The 23,545-nt window shown below is 60.5% G+C and carries 22 protein-coding genes and 1 riboswitch; of the genes, 9 read left to right on the top strand and 13 right to left on the bottom strand.

The annotated features are described in order from the left end of the window. Positions 1-214: hypothetical protein (locus ACIPF8_RS15325; RefSeq protein WP_400422432.1), on the top strand; the 214-nt coding region annotated here is incomplete at its 5' end. Positions 215-261: 47 nt separating this feature from the next. Here the strand turns inward: ACIPF8_RS15325 and ACIPF8_RS15320 are convergent. From ACIPF8_RS15320 to ACIPF8_RS15310, 3 genes are all read right to left on the bottom strand, one after another. Then, positions 262-903, bottom strand: coding sequence for an alanyl-tRNA editing protein (locus ACIPF8_RS15320; RefSeq protein ID WP_400422430.1), 642 nt, complete (start codon positions 901-903; stop codon positions 262-264). 137 nt (positions 904-1,040) lie between these two features. Further along, positions 1,041-1,895, bottom strand: a complete 855-nt coding sequence (locus ACIPF8_RS15315; protein WP_400422428.1) for a pirin family protein — start codon at positions 1,893-1,895, stop codon at positions 1,041-1,043. A gap of 42 nt (positions 1,896-1,937) precedes the next feature. Beyond that, positions 1,938-2,321, bottom strand: coding sequence for a DoxX family protein (locus ACIPF8_RS15310; RefSeq protein ID WP_400422426.1), 384 nt, complete (start codon positions 2,319-2,321; stop codon positions 1,938-1,940). Positions 2,322-2,514: 193 nt separating this feature from the next. Here ACIPF8_RS15310 and ACIPF8_RS15305 point away from each other — a divergent pair, with 193 nt between their 5' ends. Next, positions 2,515-3,426, top strand: a complete 912-nt coding sequence (locus ACIPF8_RS15305; RefSeq protein ID WP_400422423.1) for a LysR family transcriptional regulator — start codon at positions 2,515-2,517, stop codon at positions 3,424-3,426. 62 nt (positions 3,427-3,488) lie between these two features. Then, a riboswitch (Fluoride riboswitch) is annotated at positions 3,489-3,587 on the top strand. Positions 3,588-3,675: 88 nt separating this feature from the next. After that, positions 3,676-4,998 carry a voltage-gated chloride channel family protein gene (locus ACIPF8_RS15300; protein ID WP_400422420.1) on the top strand — a complete coding sequence of 441 codons (1,323 nt, stop codon included), beginning with the start codon at positions 3,676-3,678 and terminating at the stop codon, positions 4,996-4,998. Positions 4,999-5,007: 9 nt separating this feature from the next. Here ACIPF8_RS15300 and ACIPF8_RS15295 read toward each other — a convergent pair whose 3' ends face one another. Then, positions 5,008-6,258, bottom strand: a complete 1,251-nt coding sequence (locus ACIPF8_RS15295; protein ID WP_400422418.1) for an Hsp70 family protein — start codon at positions 6,256-6,258, stop codon at positions 5,008-5,010. Between the two features lie 136 nt (positions 6,259-6,394). Then, positions 6,395-7,426, bottom strand: a complete 1,032-nt coding sequence (locus ACIPF8_RS15290) for a DUF2804 domain-containing protein (RefSeq protein WP_400422415.1) — start codon at positions 7,424-7,426, stop codon at positions 6,395-6,397. Positions 7,427-7,842: 416 nt separating this feature from the next. Between ACIPF8_RS15290 and ACIPF8_RS15285 the strand changes: the two genes are divergently transcribed. The 6 genes from ACIPF8_RS15285 (at position 7,843) to ACIPF8_RS15260 (ending at position 15,967) form a co-directional block, all read left to right on the top strand. Continuing rightward, on the top strand, positions 7,843-9,282 hold the full coding sequence (locus ACIPF8_RS15285; protein WP_400422413.1) for a Wadjet anti-phage system protein JetA family protein: 1,440 nt from the start codon (positions 7,843-7,845) through the stop codon (positions 9,280-9,282). Next, on the top strand, positions 9,269-10,033 hold the full coding sequence (locus ACIPF8_RS15280) for a DUF4194 domain-containing protein (RefSeq protein ID WP_400422411.1): 765 nt from the start codon (positions 9,269-9,271) through the stop codon (positions 10,031-10,033). The genes ACIPF8_RS15285 and ACIPF8_RS15280 overlap by 14 nt, the downstream gene beginning before the upstream one ends. Further along, complete coding sequence (locus ACIPF8_RS15275) at positions 10,030-13,650, top strand: ATP-binding protein (RefSeq protein ID WP_400422408.1); 3,621 nt, start codon at positions 10,030-10,032, stop codon at positions 13,648-13,650. The genes ACIPF8_RS15280 and ACIPF8_RS15275 overlap by 4 nt, the downstream gene beginning before the upstream one ends. A gap of 40 nt (positions 13,651-13,690) precedes the next feature. After that, entirely contained in the window at positions 13,691-14,287 is a 597-nt protein-coding gene (locus ACIPF8_RS15270) for a transglutaminase family protein (RefSeq protein ID WP_400422406.1), read from the top strand. Positions 14,288-14,304: 17 nt separating this feature from the next. Further along, complete coding sequence (locus tag ACIPF8_RS15265; RefSeq protein WP_400422404.1) at positions 14,305-14,856, top strand: hypothetical protein; 552 nt, start codon at positions 14,305-14,307, stop codon at positions 14,854-14,856. Positions 14,857-14,923: 67 nt separating this feature from the next. Next, positions 14,924-15,967 carry a menaquinone via futalosine step 2 gene (locus ACIPF8_RS15260; RefSeq protein WP_400422402.1) on the top strand — a complete coding sequence of 348 codons (1,044 nt, stop codon included), beginning with the start codon at positions 14,924-14,926 and terminating at the stop codon, positions 15,965-15,967. Between the two features lie 82 nt (positions 15,968-16,049). On the opposite strand, the gene ACIPF8_RS15255 is transcribed toward ACIPF8_RS15260, so the two are convergent. The 8 genes from ACIPF8_RS15255 to ACIPF8_RS15220 all read right to left on the bottom strand — a co-directional run bounded on the left by ACIPF8_RS15255 (position 16,050) and on the right by ACIPF8_RS15220 (position 23,394). Beyond that, complete coding sequence (locus ACIPF8_RS15255) at positions 16,050-17,195, bottom strand: D-alanyl-D-alanine carboxypeptidase family protein (RefSeq protein WP_061534936.1); 1,146 nt, start codon at positions 17,193-17,195, stop codon at positions 16,050-16,052. A gap of 230 nt (positions 17,196-17,425) precedes the next feature. After that, the gene (locus tag ACIPF8_RS15250; RefSeq protein ID WP_400422399.1) at positions 17,426-18,061 is read right to left on the bottom strand and encodes an alpha/beta hydrolase; all 636 of its coding nucleotides are present in this window, start codon (positions 18,059-18,061) and stop codon (positions 17,426-17,428) included. 169 nt (positions 18,062-18,230) lie between these two features. Then, entirely contained in the window at positions 18,231-18,551 is a 321-nt protein-coding gene (locus ACIPF8_RS15245; RefSeq protein ID WP_061537483.1) for a ferredoxin, read from the bottom strand. 108 nt (positions 18,552-18,659) lie between these two features. Then, on the bottom strand, positions 18,660-19,829 hold the full coding sequence (locus ACIPF8_RS15240) for a VanZ family protein (RefSeq protein ID WP_400422396.1): 1,170 nt from the start codon (positions 19,827-19,829) through the stop codon (positions 18,660-18,662). Next, positions 19,829-20,431 carry an ABC-type transport auxiliary lipoprotein family protein gene (locus tag ACIPF8_RS15235; RefSeq protein WP_400422394.1) on the bottom strand — a complete coding sequence of 201 codons (603 nt, stop codon included), beginning with the start codon at positions 20,429-20,431 and terminating at the stop codon, positions 19,829-19,831. Before ACIPF8_RS15235 ends, ACIPF8_RS15240 begins: the two co-directional genes overlap by 1 nt. 46 nt (positions 20,432-20,477) lie before the next feature. Beyond that, positions 20,478-21,431, bottom strand: a complete 954-nt coding sequence (locus ACIPF8_RS15230; protein WP_400422391.1) for an MlaD family protein — start codon at positions 21,429-21,431, stop codon at positions 20,478-20,480. A 59-nt stretch (positions 21,432-21,490) separates the two neighbouring features. Next, positions 21,491-22,273 (bottom strand): ABC transporter ATP-binding protein, encoded by a 783-nt coding sequence (locus ACIPF8_RS15225; RefSeq protein WP_400422388.1) that lies wholly within the window; start codon positions 22,271-22,273, stop codon positions 21,491-21,493. Further along, a complete protein-coding gene (locus tag ACIPF8_RS15220; RefSeq protein WP_400422385.1) occupies positions 22,273-23,394 on the bottom strand; it encodes an MlaE family ABC transporter permease in 1,122 nt (373 codons plus the stop codon). The genes ACIPF8_RS15225 and ACIPF8_RS15220 overlap by 1 nt, the downstream gene beginning before the upstream one ends. Positions 23,395-23,545 lie beyond the last annotated feature (151 nt).

The following is a 23,545-nucleotide window of genomic DNA, read 5'->3' as shown; positions in this document are numbered from 1 at the left end:
GATGGGACACAAACTCGCTGCGCTCAAACATGTGTCCCATAATTCCCGACTGTCGCACGGCTCATTTGGCAACGTCAGCATGCGAAAAGTCAAAAGCAACGGCAACGTCAAAAGCAACGGCAACTTCAAAACCAATAGCAACGTCAAAACCAACCCCGCGCAGTTAAATGGGGTCGGAGTTTTTTTTCGCGGCCTTTTGCGAAAATTACTCTGACCCCTTTTAACGGACCACGGAGCGCACGCCGTAGCATTCGCCAGGCTTTATTCAACCAGGCTGATTTCAATGCGCTCCTTGCCCTTGCCAGTGTTTTTTCGCTTCAATTTGAGCAAGCCGATTTCTGCGGTCGAGCGTGGGTGGGTGCCGCCGCATGCCATGCGGGCGAAGCCGGCGACTTCCCAGTAGCGGCGTTGCGCGGCTTCATCGGTGAAGGCGGTGACGATCGGCAGGTCTGCCTGCGACAGCGCCGCTGCTTCCTGTTCGATCTGCGGGAACAACGTGGCGATGCTGCCTTCATGGGCAAAATCCACGCGTGCCTTGTCGGCCGAGATGTGGGCGCCGATGCGTTCGATTCCGGGACACAGCCGGTACACCATCTGCAACACCATTTCGGCGGCGAAATGCAAGCGCATCAGGCGATAGCGGCGCTCCCAGTCGATGCAGATTTCGACCTCGCTGCCGACCTGTAATCCATGTCCGTCCGCCAGCGTATAGACAATTTCCAGGCCATCCTTTTCCGCCGCCAGCACCGGCTGCCCGCCGATCGTGCCGGCGTCGCTTTCCTGGCCGCCGGAAAAGGCGAAGAAAATGGTTTCCGCCAGGCGGATGCGCTGCTTGTCGACTGCCGTCACCCGGGTTGCGAGCGTGCTGCGGTAAGGGTCTTGCCAGAATAGCTTGCTGGTCATGGCTGGTTTGGATTATCGAAGATTCTTCAAGGATAAATCGCTTTGGCGATTCAGGCTCGAATATTCTTTTTGAATTTGCGCGCCGGCATAAAAAAGGCGAGCTCGCGGCTCGCCTTTTTACTTCCTTGTCGCGAAGCTCAGAACTTGCCATCCCGGAAATCCTGGATCGCTTGCTCGACCTGTTCGCGGGTGTTCATCACGAACGGTCCCCATTGCGCAATCGGCTCGTTCAGCGGCCGTCCGGCGATCAGCAGGAAGCGACTGTTGCCCTGGGCTGTCACGCTGACGCCAGCGGCATCGGCGCTATTGCTCAGGATCGCCATGCGGCCTGCCGGCGCACTGCGCGCATCCTCGCCGATCTGCAGCGCGCCTTCAAACACGTACAGGAAGGCGTTGTGGGTCGCCGGGATCGGCAGGTCGAGCTGCTGGCCGGCTTCCAGTTGCACATCCAGGTACAGCGGTTCGGTGGTCGGCCGTTGCATCGCGCCGGCGGTGCCGAAGGCGTTGCCGGCGATGACCTTCACCTTGACGCCGGGCTGTGGCGACACTTGCGGGATCTCGTCGGCTTGCAGGTCGCGGTAGCTGGGCGTGACCATCTTGTCGCCCGAGGCCAGGTTCAGCCACAGCTGGAAACCGCTCATCAAGCCGTCTTCCTGTTCCGGCAATTCCGAATGCACCAGCCCGCTGCCGGCAGTCATCCACTGTACGCCGCCGGGTTGCAGCAAGCCCTCGTTGCCGGCATTGTCGCGATGGCGCATGCGGCCGGCCAGCATGTAGGTGACGGTTTCAAAGCCGCGGTGCGGATGGTCGGGAAAGCCGGCCAGGTAATCTTCCGGCTTGTCCGAGTGGAAATTGTCCAGCATCAGGAACGGATCGAGGCGACGTTGCAGATCGTGCGTCAATACCCGCACCAGGCTCACGCCAGCGCCGTCCTGGGTGGCAACGCCGGTGACCAGGCGTTCAAGTTGGCGATTGAAAGTTGGGTTGCTCATAAAAATTCTCCGTTCCGTGATAACTGGGCAAATGGTGTGCGCTTACTTTTTTGATTCTGAGCTGGTAGCAGCCAGCATCAGCAATGCACCGATGATCGAGATGTTTTTCAGGAAATTATTCAGCTGGTTCTGCACGTTGGCTGGATCGGCTTCCCAGAAGCGGTGTGCCGTCAGGGTTGCCGCCACCGTGAACAGCGCCACGATGATGGCGATCGGACGCACGTTCCAACCGGCCATGAGCGCCAATCCGCCGCCAAGTTCAACCACGATCGTGGCCGGCACGGCGAGGGCCGCAAACGGCACACCGAGGCTGGTCATGTAGCCGACCACGCCGGAGAAGGCGGTGATTTTCAGGATGCCGGAAATGACGAACAGCGAAGCCAACAGGACGCGGCCGATGCGATACAGGTTTGGCGAAGTTTGCATGATAGATCCAATCTATAAAAGGGTTGTAGTGTAAGTAAGCAGTTGCTTTCACGTCGCCGCATTTACTGATTGCGCATGTGCCGAATAGGTATTTCGTGCAGCGAGTGAAGCCATATTAATCCTGTTGCCGCCGGCAGGATATTGATTATCTTGCGATAATCTATATCTAATTATTAGATAGTGTTGAATCGCCATGAATATCGAACGGCTGTCACTGGATCAATTGCGGGTGTTTGCCCAAGTCGCCGATAGCGGCAGTTTCCTGGCTGCGGCGCGGGCCTTGACGCGCGCCCAGTCGGCAGTCAGCTACGCCATCACCACACTGGAAAGCCAGCTCGATGTCGCCCTGTTCGACCGCAGCAGTTATCGGCCGCAATTGACTGCGGCCGGGGTCGAGTTGCTGCGCGACGCGCGCCAGGTGCTCGATCAAGTCGATGCCTTGCAGGCGCGCGCTGCCGCCTATTCGCAAGGACAGGAGCTGGAGGTCACATTGGCGCTCGATGTCTTTTTCCCGACTTCGACGCTGGTGGGTTTGCTGGACGAATTCCGCGCGGCATTTCCCGGCGTCACGTTGCGGCTGGAAATCGAGGCACTGGGGTCGGTCGCCGAGCGCGTTATCGATGGCGAGGCAATGCTCGGCATATTGGGAACCCTGCCGATCATTCCGCCGAATCTGTTGCACGTCAGCCTGCCGACCGTGCTGCTGGTCGGCGTGGTGGCGCCGACCCATGCGCTGGCGCAAATCAGCGGCCGCATTCCCGGCCATGTACTGAAGCAGCAGGTGCAACTGGTGCTGAGCGACCGCAGTGCGCTGACTGCCAACCAGGATTTCTCTGTGCATTCGTCGCTGTCCTGGCGCATGAGCGATCTTGGCACCAAGCACGCGTTGCTGCGGGCCGGCATGGGTTGGGGTTACATGCCGCGCCATGTGGTGGCCGACGATCTGGCCAGCGGCCGCCTGGTGCAGATCCAGACCGCCGGCCATCCGCCGCAGGGGGCGGCGTTGCCGATGCAATGCGTGTACCGTCCTGACCGCCATGTCGGCCCGGCGCTGACCTGGTGGCTGGATGCGCTGGCCAGGCTGACCACCTTCGATCCGGTGTAACGCTGTTGGCTGTACGCCACGCTTGGCGGTTGCATCGGGCCTTGCTGTCCGGCACAATGGCGGCAGCAATCGGAGATGGCATTCCTCCTCGAACCGCTGCTTTGTGCTCTGGACCGACAAGGGTCACACGGTCGACAGCAGCTGATGATGCCTACAAGTTCCTGGATGGGAAGTTGTAGGCGCGCGTGCCCCGATTGACGTTGCGTTGCCATCCGGGTTTGAGTTCTTCAAATCCAATTCCAGTTATATATGAAAAAAACAAAATATCCCGAACAGCTATCGATGCTGGTGTATCTGGCGCGCTGGCTGGTCTTGGCGTCCGCGGTGGGCGCTTTGGCCGGCCTGGCATCATCGGCATTGCTGCTGTCGCTGGAATGGGCGACGGATACGCGCAATGCCCATCGCTGGCTATTGTGGTTGCTGCCGCTGGCCGGGTTTGCGGTTGGTTTGCTGTATCACCTGCTGGGCAAATCGGTCGAGGGCGGCAATAATCTGCTGATCGATGAAATCCACGATCCGAAGAAAATCGTGCCCAAGCGCATGGCGCCATTGATCCTGCTCGGCACCGTGATCACCCACTTGTTTGGCGGCTCGGCCGGGCGCGAGGGGACGGCGGTGCAGATGGGCGGTGCGCTGGCCGACATGATTACCCGCATCACCCGCCTGGGACCGGACGAGCGCCGTATCCTGCTGATGGCGGGGATCAGCGCCGGCTTTGCGTCGGTGTTCGGCACGCCGCTGGCTGGCGCCATCTTTGGATTGGAAGTGCTGGCCATCGGCCGCTTGCGTTACGACGCCATCCTGCCTTGCTTCATCGCCGCGATCATCAGCGACCAGATCCCGGGTTTGCTCGGCGTTCATCACACGCATTACGTGATTCCGTTCGTACCGCATTTCAGCATCGGCATCTTTGGCGCCACGCTGCTGGCCGGCATCGTATTCGGCCTGGTCGGCATGCTGTTTGCCGAGGCAACCCATGGCCTGTCGCGGCTGATCAAGCGGGTGATTGCATTTCCGCCGCTGCGGCCGTTTGCCGGCGGGGTAGTTGTGCTGCTGCTGGCCTTGCTGCCGAATACCGATAAATATCTGGGATTGGGCATTCCGACCATCGTCGAGGCCTTTGAAAAGCCGTTGCCGGTATATGACTTTGCCGGCAAGATCGTCTTCACGGTAGTGACGCTGGCGTCCGGCTTCAAGGGTGGCGAGGTGACGCCGCTGTTCTATATCGGCGCCACGCTCGGCAACGCGCTGGCGCAATTGCTGTCGATGCCGATTCCGGTGCTGGCTGGTTTGGGATTCGTCGCAGTGTTTGCCGGCGCAGCCAATACGCCGATTGCCTCGACCGTGATGGCGATTGAATTATTTGGGCCGGAGATTGGCGTGCTGGCGGGGATCGCCTGCGTGGTCAGCTATCTGTTTTCCGGGCACAGCGGCATCTATCATGCACAGCGCGTCGGCCATGCCAAGCGCCTGACGATTCCCGAAGGCATGCGCTTGTCGGACATTGCCGGCTTCCGCAAGCGCGAGCGGAACCGGGATGACACCGACAAACCGGATGCCGACCGCAAATAGAGCGGCCGTTTAGCCGAACTTGCGCACCGCATCCAGCGCCAGGCCGGCGCCGATGCTGCCGAACAGATCGCCTTCCACCGCTTTTGCCGAAGGCACCAGCGCAGCGATCTTGTGACGCAATAGTTGTACGCCGCTGGAGCCGCCGGTAAAGAACACCGTGTCGACTTGTTCGGCACTGACGCCGGCATCGCGCAGCAGGTTGGTGACCGTGTCTTCCACCGAACCGACCAGGTGCGAAATGCTGTCGTTGAATTGTTGGCGCGTCAGTTGCAGCGTCTGCTCCGGCGCGATGCGATCCAATCCCAATTGCACCGTCTCGGCATCCGACAAGCCGATCTTGCCCTGTTCCACCTGCAATGCCAGCCAGTGGCCGGCGCGCTGTTCGACCAGGTCGAGCAGGCGGCCGAACTTGTCGCGTTCAACGGTTTCGCGGTGCACATCCTTCAGTTGCTGCCACGCCTTGCGGGTATAGATCTGGTTGATGGTGTGCCAGGTCGCCAGGTTGAAGTAATAGCTGGATGGCACTTCACTGTTGTTACGCAGGCGGCTGCCCAGGCCCAGCATCGGCATCACGCTCGACAGGCTCAGGTATTTATCGAAATCGGTACCGCCGATATGGACGCCGCCGGTGGCCAGGATGTCGTCGCGTCGCTCGCTGTTGGCGGCGCGCTGCGGTGACAGCCGCACCAGCGAAAAGTCCGAGGTGCCGCCGCCGATGTCGGCAATCAGCACTAGTTCTTCGCGTTCGATGGTGGATTCATAATCGAAGGCGGCGGCAATCGGTTCGAATTGGAAAGCGATGTCCTTGAAGCCGACCGAGCGGGCGATTTCCGCCAGCGTGTCTTCGGCGCGTTGATCGGCAGTCGGGTTGTCGTCGACAAAGAAGACCGGACGGCCTAGCACCACGCTGCTGAATTCCTTGCCGGCCGCAGTTTCGGCGCGGGCTTTCAGTTCGCCGATGAAATGGGTCAGCAACGCGCGGAACGGCAGCGCCCGGCCGCCGACTTCGGTTTGGGCATCGATCAGGCTGGAGCCGAGCAGGCTCTTCAGCGAACGCATCAGGCGTCCTTCATAGCCGGTCAGATAGCCGCTGAGCGCAGCACGGCCGAAACTGAAGGCTTCATCCTCGGCATTGAAGAATACCACCGACGGCAAGGTCACCTTGCCGTCTTCCAGCGGCAGCAAGGCATCGTGTCCAGGCCTGCTCCAGCCAACCGTCGAATTAGACGTGCCGAAATCTACGCCACAAGCGAAAGACATTCGAATACCTCGCAAACAAAAAATGGGTCGGCAATGGTATACCAAACGTATTCCGGGCGCAGAGGAAATGCTGGCGGTGTTGGAAATTTGCGAATATCGGGGGTCGGAGTTGATTCCAGGCAATTTTACCCGGCGATTACCAGCGCGAGAAGTGTTCTTCGGTCACGCCTACCAGATGCTCCACCGGGCGCGGCGCGGCTTGCCGGTTCGGTTTGACCCAGCCGCTGAAACTGCCGATCGGCTGGATATAGCGGGTGGCGGCGATCAGCATGTTCTTGTTCTCGCGGCGCGCGCCTTCCGGCATGAACTGCAAATCCAGCAAGCCGTCGTCGGTATAGATGTGCCACGGCGCCATTGGCGCATTCATGTCGTACTCAAAGCGCACATGGCCGAGCGCATGCAGCTGGCCGTCCAGCCACAGCACGTTTTCCTGGTTGCCGAAGTAGCCAGCCTGCAGGTTGAAGCCGATATCCAGGCCGTGGGCGGAAGCCCAGCGCCATTCGGTATTGCGCGCCAGCAAGCCGTTCGAATAGTCGAAGCTGGCTACCCCGCCCTGCAGGTCGAAGCGCTGGCCGTCGACATGCACTTCGCCAGTAAGCGGCATGCCGGGCGATTTTTGCGTCGCATGCACCGAGCCGTTGACGATCGGCCCGACCGCCAGCAGCAGCGGCGCCGTACCCTCGGCAGCGAATTCGGCGTCGATGCTGAACTGGTCGCATTGCAGGCTGAGCCGGTACTTGCCGTCGGCAGCAGCGCCGGCGGCCGGCGGCAGGTAATCGATGCGGCTGCCGAAGAAACGGAAACTGCTGGCGCCGCCCGGGCGATGGCTGACGGTGGCGCTCAGGCCGGGGATGCCGTCCTGGGAGAAACTGGCGATCTGCTTGCCTTGCCGACGGTCAAAAACATAGGCAAATGCGGTGTTGGTCCAGCCAACATCGACGATGGCGATACCGCACAGCAGCTCCGGCGTTGACAAAGCTACGTATTGCCAGCGTTTGTGATGAAAACGGCGCCATACCTTGCTGCGGGAGAACGGCGCGCTCAGTTGCGACCAGTCGATGGCGCCGGTCTGGCCGGCATAACGCCCCATGCGCGGCTGGCCGCCGCCATCGATAACGTTGTCGGGAGCGGCAGGCAGGTTTTGCAGCGGCGGTTGCGCGGATGTCATGGAAGTAGGCCTTGGGTGGGGGCGGGTAGGGCTTTAGCTGGCCTCAAACAGCTGTTTCAACGTCGTCAGGTCGTTCATCAAGGCGTCCACCAACGGGCAGGCGATGGCAATACTGAGTTGGTAGCTGGGTACAAGCATATTTGTCTCCTGGCGGCTGGCGTGGGTAAGCCTTGCCGGTGGCGTTGATTTTCTCGACAGCCCGGATGGTTGCCGGGCTGCGGCGGCCTTATCCCCCAAATGCACAGGATAATCCAATGATGGGAAAGCATGTTACGGACCCCTCAGGGTTCTGTCCACAGGCGAATATGGATGCTCGCAGCCGGGCATCAGCCTTTACAATGGCGGTCAGAATATTCCGTATGGACAGCGCCAAGGCGATATATTCACGCCTTGGTCATTACAGCAGGCGAATTGCATTGTTTTTTGAACCCGAACGACTTAATTTTTTCCGGCCCCTTGCCGGCAAGCACCGCAGCGTGGTGGTGGCTTGCGTGCGTGCGCTGTATGAGCGGCTGCACGGCCCCAGCGCCGATTACGGCCAGAACCTGACGCGCGACGGCTTGCGCGACCTGTTGCTGCCGGTGATCCAGGAGTCGCGCCAGATCCTGCTGCAGCAGGAAGACGCCGCCGCCGGCTTGCCCGACGACGATTTCATTGCCGATGGCGGCGACGACCAGCAAAGCAGCAGTGCGCTGCTGCGCACGCTGCTCCGGGACGGCTGGCTGGAAACCTTCGGCGACCGCGCCGGGCTGGTCACCGCCTATCGCTTCACCCGCGCCGGCAAGCTGTTCGCTGAAGCGTTCTGGTCGCTTGAGCGGCGCAGCGCCCGCACCCGCCAGCGCAATGTCCGTAGCTGCCGCAACGCCCTCAACGCCGCACTGCGCAATGTCGATGCCTACGATCTGATCGACGCCTACGACTACGCCGAAAAAGTCATCAGCGATTTGTCGGAAGGCGTCGATTATTTCCAGGAATTGGTGCGGCGATTGATGCTGGAAGCCTCGCAAACGCCGTGGGACGGTTTCATGGAATTCCTCGACCGTTTCGAAAAGGAATTCAAGAAGCAGCTGACCGCCGACAGCATCGAACGGCACCGGCAGGCGATCCGCGATGTCATCGCGCGTTTGCATAGCCTGGAGGCGGAACCGGCACAGGCGCTGGAGTTGCAGCTGAACGACATCGCCCGTTGGGCCACCCAGGAACGGCAAGGGCCGTCGACCCTGGACTGGATGCTGGACCGCATCGAGGAAATGGTGGAAGCCGCTTGCACCACCAAGCATCCGGAACTGATCAAGGCGATGAGCGTATACATGCAGCGCGCCGCCAGCATCGTGCAGCAGGCGTTGATGCTGCGCGGCGGCCAGACCCGCCAGGCCTATAGCGTGGCGATCGGCAAGACCGCCAGTCTCAGCGGCGCAGAGCAGGATGCCTTGCTGCTGCGGATCGGCGCCGCCATCGCGCCGGCAGAGATTCGCCTGCTCGATCCGGCCGCCTTCAAATTGCGCAGCGCATCGCAGCGGCGCAAGGCGCTGACCGTCACCGCGCAGCCGAAAGTGACGCGCGATGCGCGTCTGGCGGCCGCCATGTACCGCGCCGAAGCCGACGCCTTCGCACTATCCAATGACGACATCGTGCATCGCCTGCGCGCCGAACTGCGCTTGCGCGACCGGCCGATCCGCCTGTCAACGCTACCGGTGGCAACCACCACCGACGTCCTCAACAACATGCAGGTGGTGGAAGCGGTGCGCGGCGCGCGCGATCCGCGCCTGACCGTACAAAAATTGCCGGGCAAGCTCTGGAACGAGTTCTATGCCGGCGATGATTACCAGATCGAGATGAAACATGACACTGAATGAAACATTGCACACCCAGCTAAGCCTGCACGGCTTACCGCTGGAACGTTTCCGTGAAATCGTCGCGCGCCTGTTCGCGGCCGGCATCGTGATGCGCGAGGAAGATGGCGTCGAGCAGCGTTTGTACGACGACGCACGCCGCATCGAAGCCTGCCTGGGCGATTATTTCCAGCTCGGCGGTTTTCGCCTGGAGCACAATTTGAAAGGCGAATTCTTTCGCCTGTATGCGCCCGGCGCCGAAGTGCCGGGATTGCCGGAAGATGGCCTGGAACCAGTGCCAGGTTTGCGCGCGCGGCTGTCGCCGGATTTCGTGGCGGCTGCATTGGCTCTGCGCTTCCAGTATCAGCAGGGCCTGGCCGAAGGCGGCAGCCGATTGACCGACAGCGGCGAGGTGCTGACCCGCTTCGAAGAACTATCGGCCACCTTGCAGACGCAACTGAAACGCGCGCTGCCGCCGACCAGCGTCGAACGGCAACGCCTGCTGAACGAACTCAAGCGCCATCGCCTGATCCGCCTGGCCGCCAATTTTTCAATGGACGATGAAGACGCGCTGTTGGCGATCCGTCCGACCATCCTCGGCATCATCAGCGACGACATGCTGGAAGCTGCGCTGGAATCCGAACCGCTGGCAGCCGGCAGCGAGGCCGCGGCAGACGAAGAGCCGGGCGATCTGCAAGGCACTTTGGATGAGATGTCGGAAGATGCGTTGGAAGACAGCCTGGAAGCAGCACATAAAGAAGGAAGCATCGAATGAAGCTGGATAAACTGATCCTGGTGAACTGGGGCGCGTTGCGCTCGCAGGAATACCCGATGGGTAACATGACCCTGCTGACCGGGCCGACCGGTTCCGGCAAATCGACCATGCTGGATGCGCTGCAAACCGTGATGACGGCGGTGTACCAGAATATTTTCAGCTACAACCCGGGCCAGGACGAAACCACCCAAGGCGCGCGCAACGGCAAGACCAAGCGCAGCCTGTGGTCTTACATTGTCGGCGCCGAGGACAACCTGTTTGCGCGGCCGAACGGCGCGCATGGCTATGTCGCCGCGGTGTTCAAGCCGAGCGAAGGCGAAGAGGGACGCGAGTTCACCGCGCTGGTGGCGGCTTCGGCGCGCGTGGATGGCGCCGGCGAGCGCCGGCAAGCGGTATCGGAACGGTTGGCGCTATTGATCATTGATGGCGTCGCATTGCAGTTGGGCGACCTGACATCGACCGAAATCGATGGCGGCATGGCGGTGGTAGCGGTGGAAAAGATCGAGCGCCATCTGTCCGGAAAATACCGCGGCGTCACCAATTTCCGCGACAGCAAGCGTGAGTATCTGTGCCAGCTGTACGGACGTTTCCGCGGCCAGAAAACCGTTTCCTTCGCCGAAGCTGAAAGCGCGGCGCGCGCCTGGAGCCAGTCGATCGCGCACAAGCCGATCGGCAGCGTCGACGATCTGGTCAAGCACCAGATCCTGGAACTCGATACCACGCAACTGTCGCAACGCATCGGCCAGATCAGCAAGCTGATGCGCCAGGTCAACGAGCTGCGCAAGGAAGGCGAGCGTTTGAGCGACAACGTCAAGCGGCTGGAGCTGTTGAGCAAGACGGTCGGCGATACGGCGCGCGCACATCAGTCGGCCAGCCAGTCGCAATTACTGGTGTCGTCGTTGGCGCTGCGCGAAGATCAACGCCAGTTGGAAACTGCGGCCTCTGCCATCGAGGGATTGCAGGCATTGATCGATGACGAAACCGAAACCGTCGATCAGCTGGAGCAGGACCGCAATGCCAAGAACCGTAGCCTGACGCAGATTCATGCGCAGATGATGGGTATTCCGGCGGCCGAACAAAAGACCCGCATCCAGAATCGCATCGAGCAATGCGACGGCAAGATCAAGGCCGTCTTCAATTCGCTGCAGCACAATGCGCTGATCGCCCAGCAGTTGGAAACCGCCGCACGCAGCGTGGCCGGCATGCAGATCCCGCTGGAACAGAAAGAGATTGCCGATGCCGCGCGCCAGGTGGTGCTGGCCTTGTCGGCGGCCGGCACGCTTGATCTCGCCACGCATCTGCGCAGCATCGCCGAACTGGCCAAGGCCGATCAAGTGGATGTACTGAAATCGCTGATGCTGGTCAACGACTTTGAAGGCGTCGACGCCGCGTTAGGCAAGCTGCATGGCGCGCTGGCCGGCACTGAACACAGTTTCGTCTCTGCCCTGCACACGCAAATCGCGCAGTTGCGCAACACCGAACACGAAGCGCTGCGTCGCGAAAAAGATGCCGCCTCGCGCAAAGCCAACCTGGCCGAAGGCGGCGCCGACTATCCGGCACACATCCGCCACGCGTTGAAGGAATTCCGTAGTGAGCTGGGTGCGGCGCGCGCGCAAGTCTTGTGCGACCTGGTCGAACCGTTGTCGGAAGAATGGCAGGCCGCCATTGAAGGCTATCTGGGCGGCGCCCGCTTCAATCTTGTGGTGGATCAGGCCTGGGAAGGCAAGGCCATCGATTTCGTGCGCCAGAAGCGTCTGCGCGCCAATGTGATCCAGGGCAGCTTCTGCCTGAAGAACCTGAAGGTCGAAAGAACGCCGAGCGATTCGATCGTGCATGAACTCAGCACCGAACATCCGATCGCACATGCCTACCTGCACGACCAGTTCGGCCAGGTGGTCAAGGTGAGCGATACCGAAGCGCTGCGCCACACATCACGCGGCCTGACCAAGGACGGCAAGGGCAGCGGTTCGCGCACGATGTTTACTGCCGATACCGACTTGCTGGTGTTCGGCCAGGAAGCCAAGCGCCTCGCCAAGCAAAGAGCCGAGCAGGAACATGCTCAGGCAGAACAGGAACTGACGCAAGTGCGCGCCCAACTGCGCGAACTGCAGGGCGCGCTGGCATTGATGGGGCAGCTGCAGTGCCCGTCGTTTGCGGCGATTGACGACCTCGGCAGCCTGGTGCGCGATCTCGACGCCGCCCGCCAGGATCTGAGCCGGCTGGATCTGACCCAAGTCAGCAAGCTGGAAGACGAGGCCGAAGCGTTGAGTGTCGAAATCGCCAACCTTGAAGCACGCAAGACCGCCTGCAGCAAAAATATCGGCGGCCATGAAAAAGCCATCCAAGGCCATCAGGCAGCGATAACCAAGCTGGACCTGGGCATGGGCGGCAAGCAAGCGCGGGTCGACAGCGATACCGCAAAACTGCGCGACTTGTGCATCGTCAACGGCAGCCTGTCGTTCACTGCGCTCACCGACGAAGTCGCCGGCTGGGTCAACGAAGGCAGCTATACGCCATTCCAGGCTTCCAGCAACGTCGCCAAACAAACAGCGCTCAGTTGGCAACTGTACGGCGATGCGCGCAACGCGCTTGGCGAATACCATGCCCACGCACGGATTGATGAGCGTTTCGACGTGGCGCAGGGCGACGATCTGCGCGACGGCGATTTCGCGCCGCTGTATGCAATGATGGTGACCTTGCAGGAGCGCACCCGCGGCCAGCTGACGCGCCAGAAAGATATCGGCCTGATCAAGAACCTGGAGCAGTTGCGCACTGCCGAATCGTCGTTCAACGACGTCTTCACCAAGCAGTTCTGCTACGAGATCCGCAACGCTGTCGACACCGGCGTACGCACCTTGAAAACGCTTAACATCGAACTCGACAAGCTCAAGTTCGGCACCGACAAATTCCGTATTGACTGGTCGGAATGGATACCGGAATTCAAGGCTTATTACGACTTCTTCTGCGCCACCTCGGAAATGTCGGATACGCAGGAAAACAGCAGCCTGTTCTCCGGCCCCGGCCTGAGCGCAGAAAACTGCCAGGTGCGCGATCGCCTGGTGCAATTGCTGTTGTCGGACGATGAAGACAAGGCCGTCAAGGAGTTGCAGCGGGTTGCCGATTACCGCAACTATCGGCGCTACGAAATCTACAAGGAATCCGATACCGGCTCTCACGTGCGTCTGTCGGAATGGGGCACCGGCTCCGGCGGCCAGCTGGAGACGCCGGCCTATATCATTCACTCGGCAGTGGTCACCAACCGCCTCAAGCGGTTTGAGAAAGGCACCAGCCTGCATTTGCTGGTCAATGACGAATCGTTCGCCAAGATGGATGAAGGCCGCGCACGCGACGTCCTGAAATTCTTGCGCGACAACCTCGGCATGCAATTGATCTGCGCGATGCCGACCAAGCACGCCGGCGCCATCAAGCCGGAATTTTCGCGCGAATGGAGCTTTAGCCGCACCGTCGCCGACGGCAATGGCGAAGTCGGCTTCGTATCGGAATCGGATGAACGCGAACTGCGTTCGGACAAGCTGCGCGAGCTGTGGGAATTGCGGCGCGCTCAGGTGCGCGAACAGGCACAGATCAATTTTGAAGCTGCCGAGCAGGCAGCGTAAATCGACAAAGATTGCGCGAGACAGATTTCGGACCGAATACATGAATCAATATCTGGCATTGAGTACTTACATCGATGGCGACCATCCCGAAGTCGCCGCCAAGGCGCGTGCGCTGGCTGCCGACTGCGTATCGGAAGAAGAAGTGGTCAAGGCTTGCTTCGAATTCGTGCGCGACGGCATCAAGCATAGCTGGGATTTCAAACTGGACCCGGTGACTTGCCGCGCTTCCGATGTGCTGCTGCACGGCACCGGATATTGCTATGCCAAGAGCCATCTGTTGGCGGCGTTGTTGCGTTGTAACGGTATTCCGACTGGCTTGTGCTACCAGCGACTGTCGGTGGGGATGGAAGGACCGCCGTTTTGCCTGCATGGGTTGAATGCGGTTCATTTGAAGCAGCATGGCTGGTACCGTATCGATGCGCGGGGTAACAAACCTGGTATCGATGCCCGCTTCATGCCGCCTGTGGAGAGGTTGGCGTTCCCGATCCTGGCGGAACAGGAAAGGGATTTGCCGGAAATCTGGGCAGAGCCGTTGCCGCAGGTCGTCGATGCGTTAATGCGGTATTCTTCGATCCGGGAAGTGGCGGAAAATCTTCCTGATATTGAATTGATCTCGACTCACTCAATCGGCGATTAGTCTTCGGAGACAACGACATGGCAATTCCCGCGCATCCTTCCTTCGTGGTTTCCGCCGGCATTGCCGCGTTGATTGTCTGGCGCCTGTATGCGCGTATCCGACGCATGGTCGGGCGGCAGAAATTGTCCAACGTGCGGCCTTGGATCACCATCTGTTTCTTTACCTGGCTGGTCGGCATGCTGCTGCTCGGCTCTATCGCCAATACCGCCCACGCTGCTGCCATCGCCGGCGGTGCGCTGTTGGGCGCGGGACTGGGTGTCTACGGACATCGGTTGACCAAATTCGAGAAAACGCCGGACGGCTTGTTCTATACGCCCAGCCTGCATCTGGGGATCGCGCTATCGCTGCTGTTCATCGTGCGTATCGGCTATCGGGCGATTCAGCTTTTCTATTTCTCGTCCGAGCCAGTCGTCTGGCCATCTGCCAACCTTTCCGGTAGTCCGTTGACGTTGCTGATTTTCGGCATCCTGGCCGGTTATTACGTCACCTACGCAATCGGCTTGCTGCGCTGGCGCTACAGCACCCGAGCGCATGGCACAGGAATTGCACAAGGTCCGGACAATACCTGATTCATTTATCCGCCTGTGGCGGCAGACGAATTGACCGCCGCTGAACCCCTTTGCGAAAGGAAGCCCCTTGCTTGCCAAAACCCCTGTATTGAAAATCCTCTGCCGGACCATGTTCAGTTTGCTGGCCGGCGCCGCATTGATATCGAGCGCCAGCGCCGCGCCCGCAGCGCAGAAGCAGTGCCTGACTGAATGCAAGCCGCGCATCGGCATCGTGTCGGCGTTCGGCGCCGAGGCCGATATCCTGCTGGAGCAGACGCAGAAAAAGCGCGACTGGCTGATCAACGGCAACCGTTTCACCACCGGTGAATTGCGTGGCAATCCGGTCGTGATCGTGCTGAGCGGCGTGAGCGTGGTGAATGCCACCATGGTGACGCAACTGATGATGGATCATTTCCATGTCGAGCGCTTGCTGATGAGCGGCATCGCCGGTGGCGTCAATCCTGCCAACCATGTCGGCGATGTGACTGTGCCGGAGAGCTGGGCGATGCCGATGGAAGTGTATTGGAATGGCGACGGCACTCTGCCATCCCCGTGCGGCGCTGCCGGCGACACCAGCTGTCTCGGTGTCAAACTGGCTTCTGAAAACGGCAAGCCGCGCCCCGATTTCAAGATCGATACGCCGAATGGCCCGGTCAGTAGCGGCTTGTTCATGCGCGACAATTTCGTGATGAATGCGACTAACGCGCCGCAAGGAGAATTCCGTTTCGAATTCCACGCCGATCCCGAGATGCTGGCGCTGGCCCGCAACCTGAAACCGGCGCTGGCGAAATGCGGACCGAAGAACCCATCCCTGTGCGTGAGCGTCCAGCCGGAATTGCGGGTCGGCGGCCGTGGCGTTTCCGGCAGCGCTTTCCTGGCCAATCCCGGCTATCGTTCCTATCTGTTCGATAACCTGCAGGCACAGGTGGTGGATATGGAAACTGGCGCGTTTGCCCAGGTGGCGTATGCCAACCGCGTGCCTTTCATCGCGTTCCGCAGCTTGTCGGACCTGGCCGGCGGCAACGATTTCAAGGATGTCGGAGCATTCTTCGGCAGCGGCCTGGCAGAAACCAATGAGGCGAATGTGACGTTGGCCTTCCTGGAAGCATGGAGTAGCCGCCGCAAGCGTTGATTGCAGATCGTCCCGGCAAAAAAAATGACAGCCGCAGCTGTCATTTTTTTTTGAGCAATCCGTTCAGGACCGCTGCAACGGATTACTTGAACATCAAACGGATCGAATCCCAGGCGCGGCCGAAGATCGAAGCCTGGTTCACGCCTTCCAGCGCCAGTACCGGGAATTCGGCGATGGTCTTGCCGTCGGCGTTGACCTTCAGGGTGCCGACCTTGGCGTTTTGCTGGATCGGTGCGATCAGCGGGTCGGTACGTTCCAGCACCGGCTTGATCTTGTCGGCGATGCCCTTCGGTACGGTCACGTAGACGTCGTGGTTGAAGCCGATCTTGATCTGGCTCTTGGCGCCTTTCCAGACTTGTGGCGTGTCGACTGCCTGGCCCTTGGAGTACAGTTTGACGGCGTCAAAGTTCTGGAAGCCCCAGTTCAGCAGCTTTTGCGCTTCCTGGGTGCGGATGCTGTCGGAATCGGTGCCGATCACGACTGCCAGCAAGCGGCGGTCACCGCCTGCATTCGGACGCTTGGCGCTGGCGATGATCGAATAGCCGGCGCTGCTGGTGTGGCCGGTCTTCATGCCGTCGACGGTTGGGTCGAGCCACAGCAGGCGGTTGCGGTTAGGCTGGGTGATCTTGTTGTAAGTGTATTTCTTGGTCGAGTCGATCTTGTAGAACTCGGGGAAATCGACAATCACGTGCGCCGCCAGCGTCGACAGGTCGCGCGCGGTCGAGTAGGTATCGGCGCTCGGCAGGCCGTGCGGATTGCCGAAGTGGGTCGACTTCATGCCCATGCGTTCAGCTTCGTGGTTCATCAGCGCCACGAACGAATCCTCAGTGCCGGCCACGGCTTCCGCCAGCGCTACCGCGGCGTCGTTACCCGATACCACCATCAGGCCGTACAGCAGGTCGTTGACCGAGACCGGCGTGGCTGGATCGATAAACATCTTCGAGCTGCTCGGATCGACTTTCCAGGCGCGCACCGACACATTCACCATTTGATCGAGGCTGATCTTCTTGTCGCGCAATGCGCCGAACACCACGTACGCAGTCATGATCTTGGCCAGCGAAGCCGGCTCGATGCGCATGTCGGGATCTTGGGCGGCAACTACTTGATTGCTGGTGGTGTCGAGCAGCAGCCACGATTTGGCGGCGACTGTCGGCGGCGGCAGTGTCTGCGCGAAGGCAGCGGATATGGAGAGGACGGTTGCAGCAAGCGCCGCGAGTATTTTTTTCATGGAGTATCGAGTAATGAAGTCAGTACCAACAAAATTATGCAATTGCCAATGTGGATATTGAGCAATTTTATTAGCGTAAATGGTTGAAAAAATAAGTAAGCGGAGACGGCAGGCAAACAACCGTACACATACAAGCTGACAGAATTATAGCCTTACCGCTTGCCCGGACGGCATTTACACGCTTCAAGAAGCGTGTAACCGCACTTGAAACATGCAGTTCCGGCCGCTTGTCAGCGATGCCACATTTCGACCATGAGATTCTTGATATGTTGCAGGCGGCGATGAAAAAAATGATCGGCGCCGGGAATCACGATCACCGGGATGTCTTGCGGCCGCGCCCAGTCGAGCACCCAGGCCAGTGGAATCGTCTCGTCCAGCTCGCCGTGGATCAGGATGCTGTTGCCCGGCACGGTCGGCATCGGCCATTTGCCGGCCGCAGTACCGACCAGCACCAGCCGTTCGGCCGGCGTGCCGGCTTCGATCTGGCGCTGCTGCAATTGCGATTGCACGAAGGTGCCGAAGGAAAAACCGCCCAGCGCCAGCGGCAAATCGGGATATTGCTGACGCATGTGCTCCAGCAGCAGCGCCATGTCGTCGGTCTCGCCGCGGCCTTCGTCATGCACGCCTTCGGATTTGCCGACGCCGCGGAAATTCATCCGTACTGTCGCATAGCCCAGCGCCAGGAAGCCGCGCGCCAGCGTGTGCACGACCTTGTTATCCATGGTGCCGCCGAACAGCGGATGCGGATGCGCCACCAGCGCCAATCCGCGCGGCACGGCAAAGGTATCGGGAGCAGGCAGGTCAAGTGCACATTCGAGTTGGCCGACGGCGCCGGCGATGAAGAAAGGTTGGGTTTGGGCGTTCATTGGATAGGATTGATTGGGTTACGGCGGAGGCAGATGAAGATTTCGTTGCAATTCAAACGCTTCGGTAGGGTGGGCACTTGTGCCCACGTGTCAGGTCGATGCATTTCCGTTGTTTGTTTCGGCAACGCGTGGGCAAAAAAACTTGCCTACCCTACGGTGATTCCTGAAGTCAGATTTTCAATCTTTCCACAATTTTTCCGCCAACCAGATGCACATCGATGATTTCATCGATATCGTCATTGTCGACGTAGGTGTACCAGGTGCCTTGCGGGTAGATCACCAGCGCCGGGCCTTCTTCGCAGCGTTCCAGGCAGCCGGCCTTGTTGATCCGGACCTTGCCTTCGCCGGCCAGGCCCAGCTCCTTGACGCGGCGTTTGGCATGTTCCTGCGCGGCTTGCGCGCCGCTGTTGGCGCAGCAGACCCGCTCGCCGGGGGCGCGCTGGTTCAGGCAAAAGAATACGTGGTGTTCGTAGTAGGGTTTATCGCTCATGACGGAGTGTTGGTATTGGGGTGGTTGGCTCGGATGCACGCATCGAGCAGAGGACACAGGCTGGAATCATACACCCGCATCATTTTCGTTTCAGGGTCGCCTTGCTTCTTATCTGGAATCTTGCGGCGAATTCTTGCTGGCTGCACGCCGGCGATGTAAAGGATGAAACAGGAACCAGAGTGTACAAAACGGCCACAGCAGGGCCAGGAACTGGGCCACGCCATTGAAATTCAAGAATTTCCCTTGCGTCCAGGTTTGCTGGGTTTCGACGTAATAAGGGTTGTCGGGCATGATATTCACCAACAGCAAGGTGATGACCAGGCATAGTCCGGCCAGCCGCCGTTGCGCCAGCTGCGGTGCGAACGCCAATCCGCCCAGCATCAGGCCGCCGATCAGCAGGCCGCCGAACGATCCCGGAGTCAGCCAGACGAAGGCGTTGTCAGGCGCAAACAGCAGCGCGGTGGCGAGCGCCTTGGTCATCAGCGTGACAAAGATCAGCAGCAGCGTCAGCTGCACCTTCGGCGCCTGCTTGCGCAGCAGGATCAGGAAAGTCAGCGCCGCGCCGGTCAGGCCGCAGGCGGTGATGATGGTTTCTGTCAGCCAGTATTGGGCGGCGGTAAATTGTATGTCGTTGGTAATCCAGCCTTGCAGGTCGACCGGCTGTTCCAGCAGATCGGATAGCCAGGTGGACAGCATCGAGGTGAACTGGCCAAAACCGAACAGGTGGCTGAGCGGGTAGATTTGCGCCAGCGGCCACAATGCAACCACCACCATGCCCTGGCTGGCTTCGCGGTTGAACCAGTGCTCGCGCAACTGCAGCAGGCGGCTGTCGGGACCGAAGCGCGGCCGCAGGAAGGCGCCAAGCACGGCGCCGAGCAGGGCGCCGGCGCTATTCGTCATCAAATCCAGATTGGAGGCGACCCGCGTCGGCAGGAAAGTTTGCACCGCTTCCATGGTGCCGGAGAACAGGATGCCGACCAGCGTTGCCGGCACGATCGCCCAATACACTGACCAGCGGCGCGATGTCGGCAACGCCAGCACCATCAGCATGCCGAGCGGCAGATAGCCGGCGACATTGGTCCAGACGTCGAACACCGTCCAGTAATGCGGCAGCGGGGCTTTCAGGTAGGCAAATGCCGACAGCCCGAGATCGCGCCAGCCGGCAAACGGATACCAGCTGGCATACATGATCAGCAGCAGGTAGATCACCAGGCTGATGCGGGCAAACGAGGATGCGACGGCGGAGCGGGCCGCCTGCGATTCAACCTTTTCCGTCATTATTTTTTCGGTGCGACGGTTGCCAGCCAGCTCATCAGGTTATCGATGACAGCATCATTGGCGGCGACAAAGGCGCGCGCCGCGCCGGCCGCATCCGCGCTGGGTGTTGGCGCCTGGCTGCTGAAACTCTTTTGCGCCAGCAGCTGGCGGCCATTGAACAGCGATGCCCGCACCTGAAGTGTGGCCTGGCTGCGATCCGGCGTGTCGAAGGTTTGCGTGAAGTCATCCAGGTCGATGCGCAGCAGCGGCACGTTGAGCGCCGCGTCCGACATCGCCAGCACCGTGCCGCCGGCTTGCGCCAGCCGCGATTTCAGGCGTTGCTGGAACAACTGCGCCGGCGGCATGGTCCAGCGGCTGTTGGCGTAAGGGCGCGGCTGCTGCTCGTTGGCGTAGGCCAGGCGGAAGAACATCATGTTGTTGTCGAGCCAGGCCGGCGCATTGACATCGGCCACGCTGATCGGCGGCAACGCGCTGGTCGCTGTCGCCGTGACTGCCGGCAGGCGGCCCAGGTCGTATTGGGTCGGCGTCTCGGGCCTGCTGGCGCAGCCGGCGACGAGGACGATAGCGGCAAGTGACGACAGGATTCTTGGCATAGTGGTCATGGCGTACCTTCTGGATTGGAGCGGAGTTGTGATGAGCGCTGGCCGGTTAGCGGCCTGGTACAGGTGCGGCAAAGCCGGCTTCTCCCGGCCCCGGCGGCAGGCCCTTGCTGCCGAACAGGATGCTTTGCGGCTGCTGGTTGAAGTGATCCATGGTCTGGTTCAGCGTGCGCATCGACGAGCGCGCTTCGTCAGCCAGCGTATTGAAACGCGGCAGCGTATCGTATTGCAAGCCGTTGACCACCGAACCGATATTTTGTGCGGCGCCCGACAAATTCGTCACCGCGCCGTCCGGCCCCTGCAAACTGGCAGTCAGGATATTGAGGCTCTTGCTCAGCGCGGTCATGTTGTCGGACAGCGCCGTGATCGATTTCAGCGCCTGGTTCATCTGCCCGGTCAATGCCGGCAGTTGCTGCAAGGTCGGCCTCATCTGCTGCGGAATAGTCCGGAATTCATTGGCGGTGTTGCTGACGTCGCTGAAGGCCTTGAGCATGGTCTTCTGGTTGTCGGGATCGAGCAGATTGTTGAGCTTGCTGACCATCTCGTCGGCGCGCGCCAGGATCACCGCGCCCTTGCTTTGCAGGTTGTCGAACAGGCTCGGGCGCAGCTCGATCCGCGCCAGATTGGCCTTGCTGCTGACCAGCCGGACCGGCTTGCTGCCGTCATCGTCGAGCTGGACGTAGGCGATCCCGGTCACGCCCTGGTAACCCAGCGTGCCGAACGTGGATTGCGTCATCGGCGTATCCGGATTGACTTTGATCTGGATCAGGATCTGCCCCGGCACCTTGGGATCGAAGGTGATCGCCTCGACCTTGCCGGCATCCAGGCCGCGATAGCGCACATCGGCTTGCGGATTGAGTCCTGGCACCGAGAGTTTGGTGGCGATCTCGTAGGGCACGCGCTCGACGCGGTCGCTGTTGAACCACATCACGCCGAAAATGGCCGCGATCAGTAGCAGCACAGTGAAGAGCCCGGCGATCAGGGCATGCGATTTGTTTTCCATAAGACTTCCTATCGTTGCGCCAGCGGCCATGCACTACTGCCAAGGCTGGCGGCAAGTTGTCAGCTGCAAGTGTCGTGTTCGAAATTGCGGGCTGTGAGAAAAAACGAGTCAATAAACGGATGGCGCACTTTCATCACCTGCTCCGGCGTGTCGTAGGCAATCACGTGCTTGTCGGCCAGCACCGCGATCTTGGTCGACAACGCCAGCAGCGGTTCCAGGTCATGCGTGATCATCACGACGGTCAGGTGCATGTCCTTGTGCAGCGAGCGGATCAGTTCGATGAATGCCGCCGAGGATGCCGGATCGAGCCCGGCGGTAGGTTCATCCAGGAACAGCAGTTCCGGTTCCAGCGACAGCGCGCGCGCCAACGCCACCCGCTTGATCATGCCGCCCGACAGATCGGAAGGCATCTTCAGCGCATGTTCAGGGCCGATGCCCGCCATCTGCAGCTTCAGCAGTGCGGCATCGCGGATCAGGTTGTCTGGCAGCGCCCGCAGCTCGCGCATCGGCAATGCCACATTGTCCAATACCGTCAATGCCGAAAACAGCGCGCCTTGCTGGAACAGCATGCCCCAGCGGTTTTGCAGCGAGTACATTTGATCGACGTCGGCCTTGCTGACGTCGACGCCGAACACCTTGACGGTGCCTTTGGTGGGCCGGTTCAGCCCCAGCACCTGGCGTACCAGCGTGGTCTTGCCTGAGCCGGAACCGCCCACCAGGCCGACGATTTCACCGGCATTGATGCTCAGGTCAAGATCCTGGTGGATCACGGTCTGGCCGAACTGGGTCCACAGCTTGTCGATTTCGATAATGGGTTGCACGTTCGCCTGTGTGTTAGCCATCAGAACCCCACACCGCTGAATATGATGGCAAATACCGCATCGGCGACGATGACGATGGTAATCGCGCTGACCACTGACGTCGTGGTGCCATGGCCGAGGCTCTCGGTATTCGGTTCGATGCGCAGGCCGAAGTAGCAGGCCACCATCGCGATCAGGCCGCCGAACACCGCGCCCTTGCCAAGTCCGATCAAATAATTTGGCAGCGGCACCGCGTTCGGCAACTGCTGCAGGAAATACGTTGGCGACAGGCCCAGTTGCAACTGCGCCGCCACCATGCCGCCGATCAGTGCAATCGCGTCGGTCCAGATCACCAGCAGCGGCATCGCTATCAGCAGCGCCAGCACGCGCGGCAGGATCAGCCGGAAACCATGCGGCAGGCCCATCACCAGCATCGCATCGAGTTCCTCAGTGACGCGCATCACGCCCAACTGCGCGGTGATCGCCGAGCCGGAACGGCCAGCCACCAGGATCGCCGCCAGCAGCGGCCCCAGCTCGCGGATGATGCTCATGCCGAGGATGTTGACCAGGTAGATGTCGCCGCCGAAAGTATGCAGCTGTTGCGCCGACAGGAAAGACAGCACCACGCCGATCAGGAAACCGACCAGCGCGGTAATGCCCAACGCCTGGTAGCCGACATGGTAGATGTTGGCGGAAATCTCTTTCCACGGCGCCCGGTGCGGGACTTGCAGCATGCGCAGGAAATCCAGCATCAGCTGCCCCAGCAGCGTGACGAAGCCGGACACGCGGCCAAGCATCGTGCTGCCGATGTTATAGATGCGGTTGAACAGGCTTGGCTGCGGCGGTTTCGGCGGCAGTGCCAGTGGACCGGCGGCATCCAGGCGCTGGAAGAAATCACGGTGTTGCGGCGCCACGATCAATTGCGGCGGCCGCGCCTTGCCCCAGGCGTTCCACAACAACTGGGCGCCGATATGGTCCAGGGTGCCGATGTGCGACAGGTCCCAGCGCAGTCCGTCGCGGCCGGCCAGGCTCTTCAGCCTGGCCTGGATAGCCTTGATTACCCCAGGTTGCGTCAATGCGTGCACCTGCCAGTTGCCGCGCGCGGCGATCAGGTTGCCATCGGTCAGGTCGAGAATGGGAGTCGAGGAATCGGGATTCGGCATCGCATCAGTTTAAGGGAGAATTGATATTAGTACTATTGCAGGTGCTGTAAAAAAGAGCTGGGAAGGTGAAATACGGCGGCCAGATTGTCAATTTACCGGTGAAAATCGGCGTAGTGATCGCTAACTTACATCTGGCGTCAGGCTAACCCAT

The sequence above is a fragment of the Collimonas sp. NPDC087041 genome, from assembly GCF_044745265.1.
GTDB lineage: Bacteria > Pseudomonadota > Gammaproteobacteria > Burkholderiales > Burkholderiaceae_D > Collimonas.
Note: the sequence above shows the minus strand (reverse complement) of the source record. Positions and strands in the feature narration are given on the sequence as shown.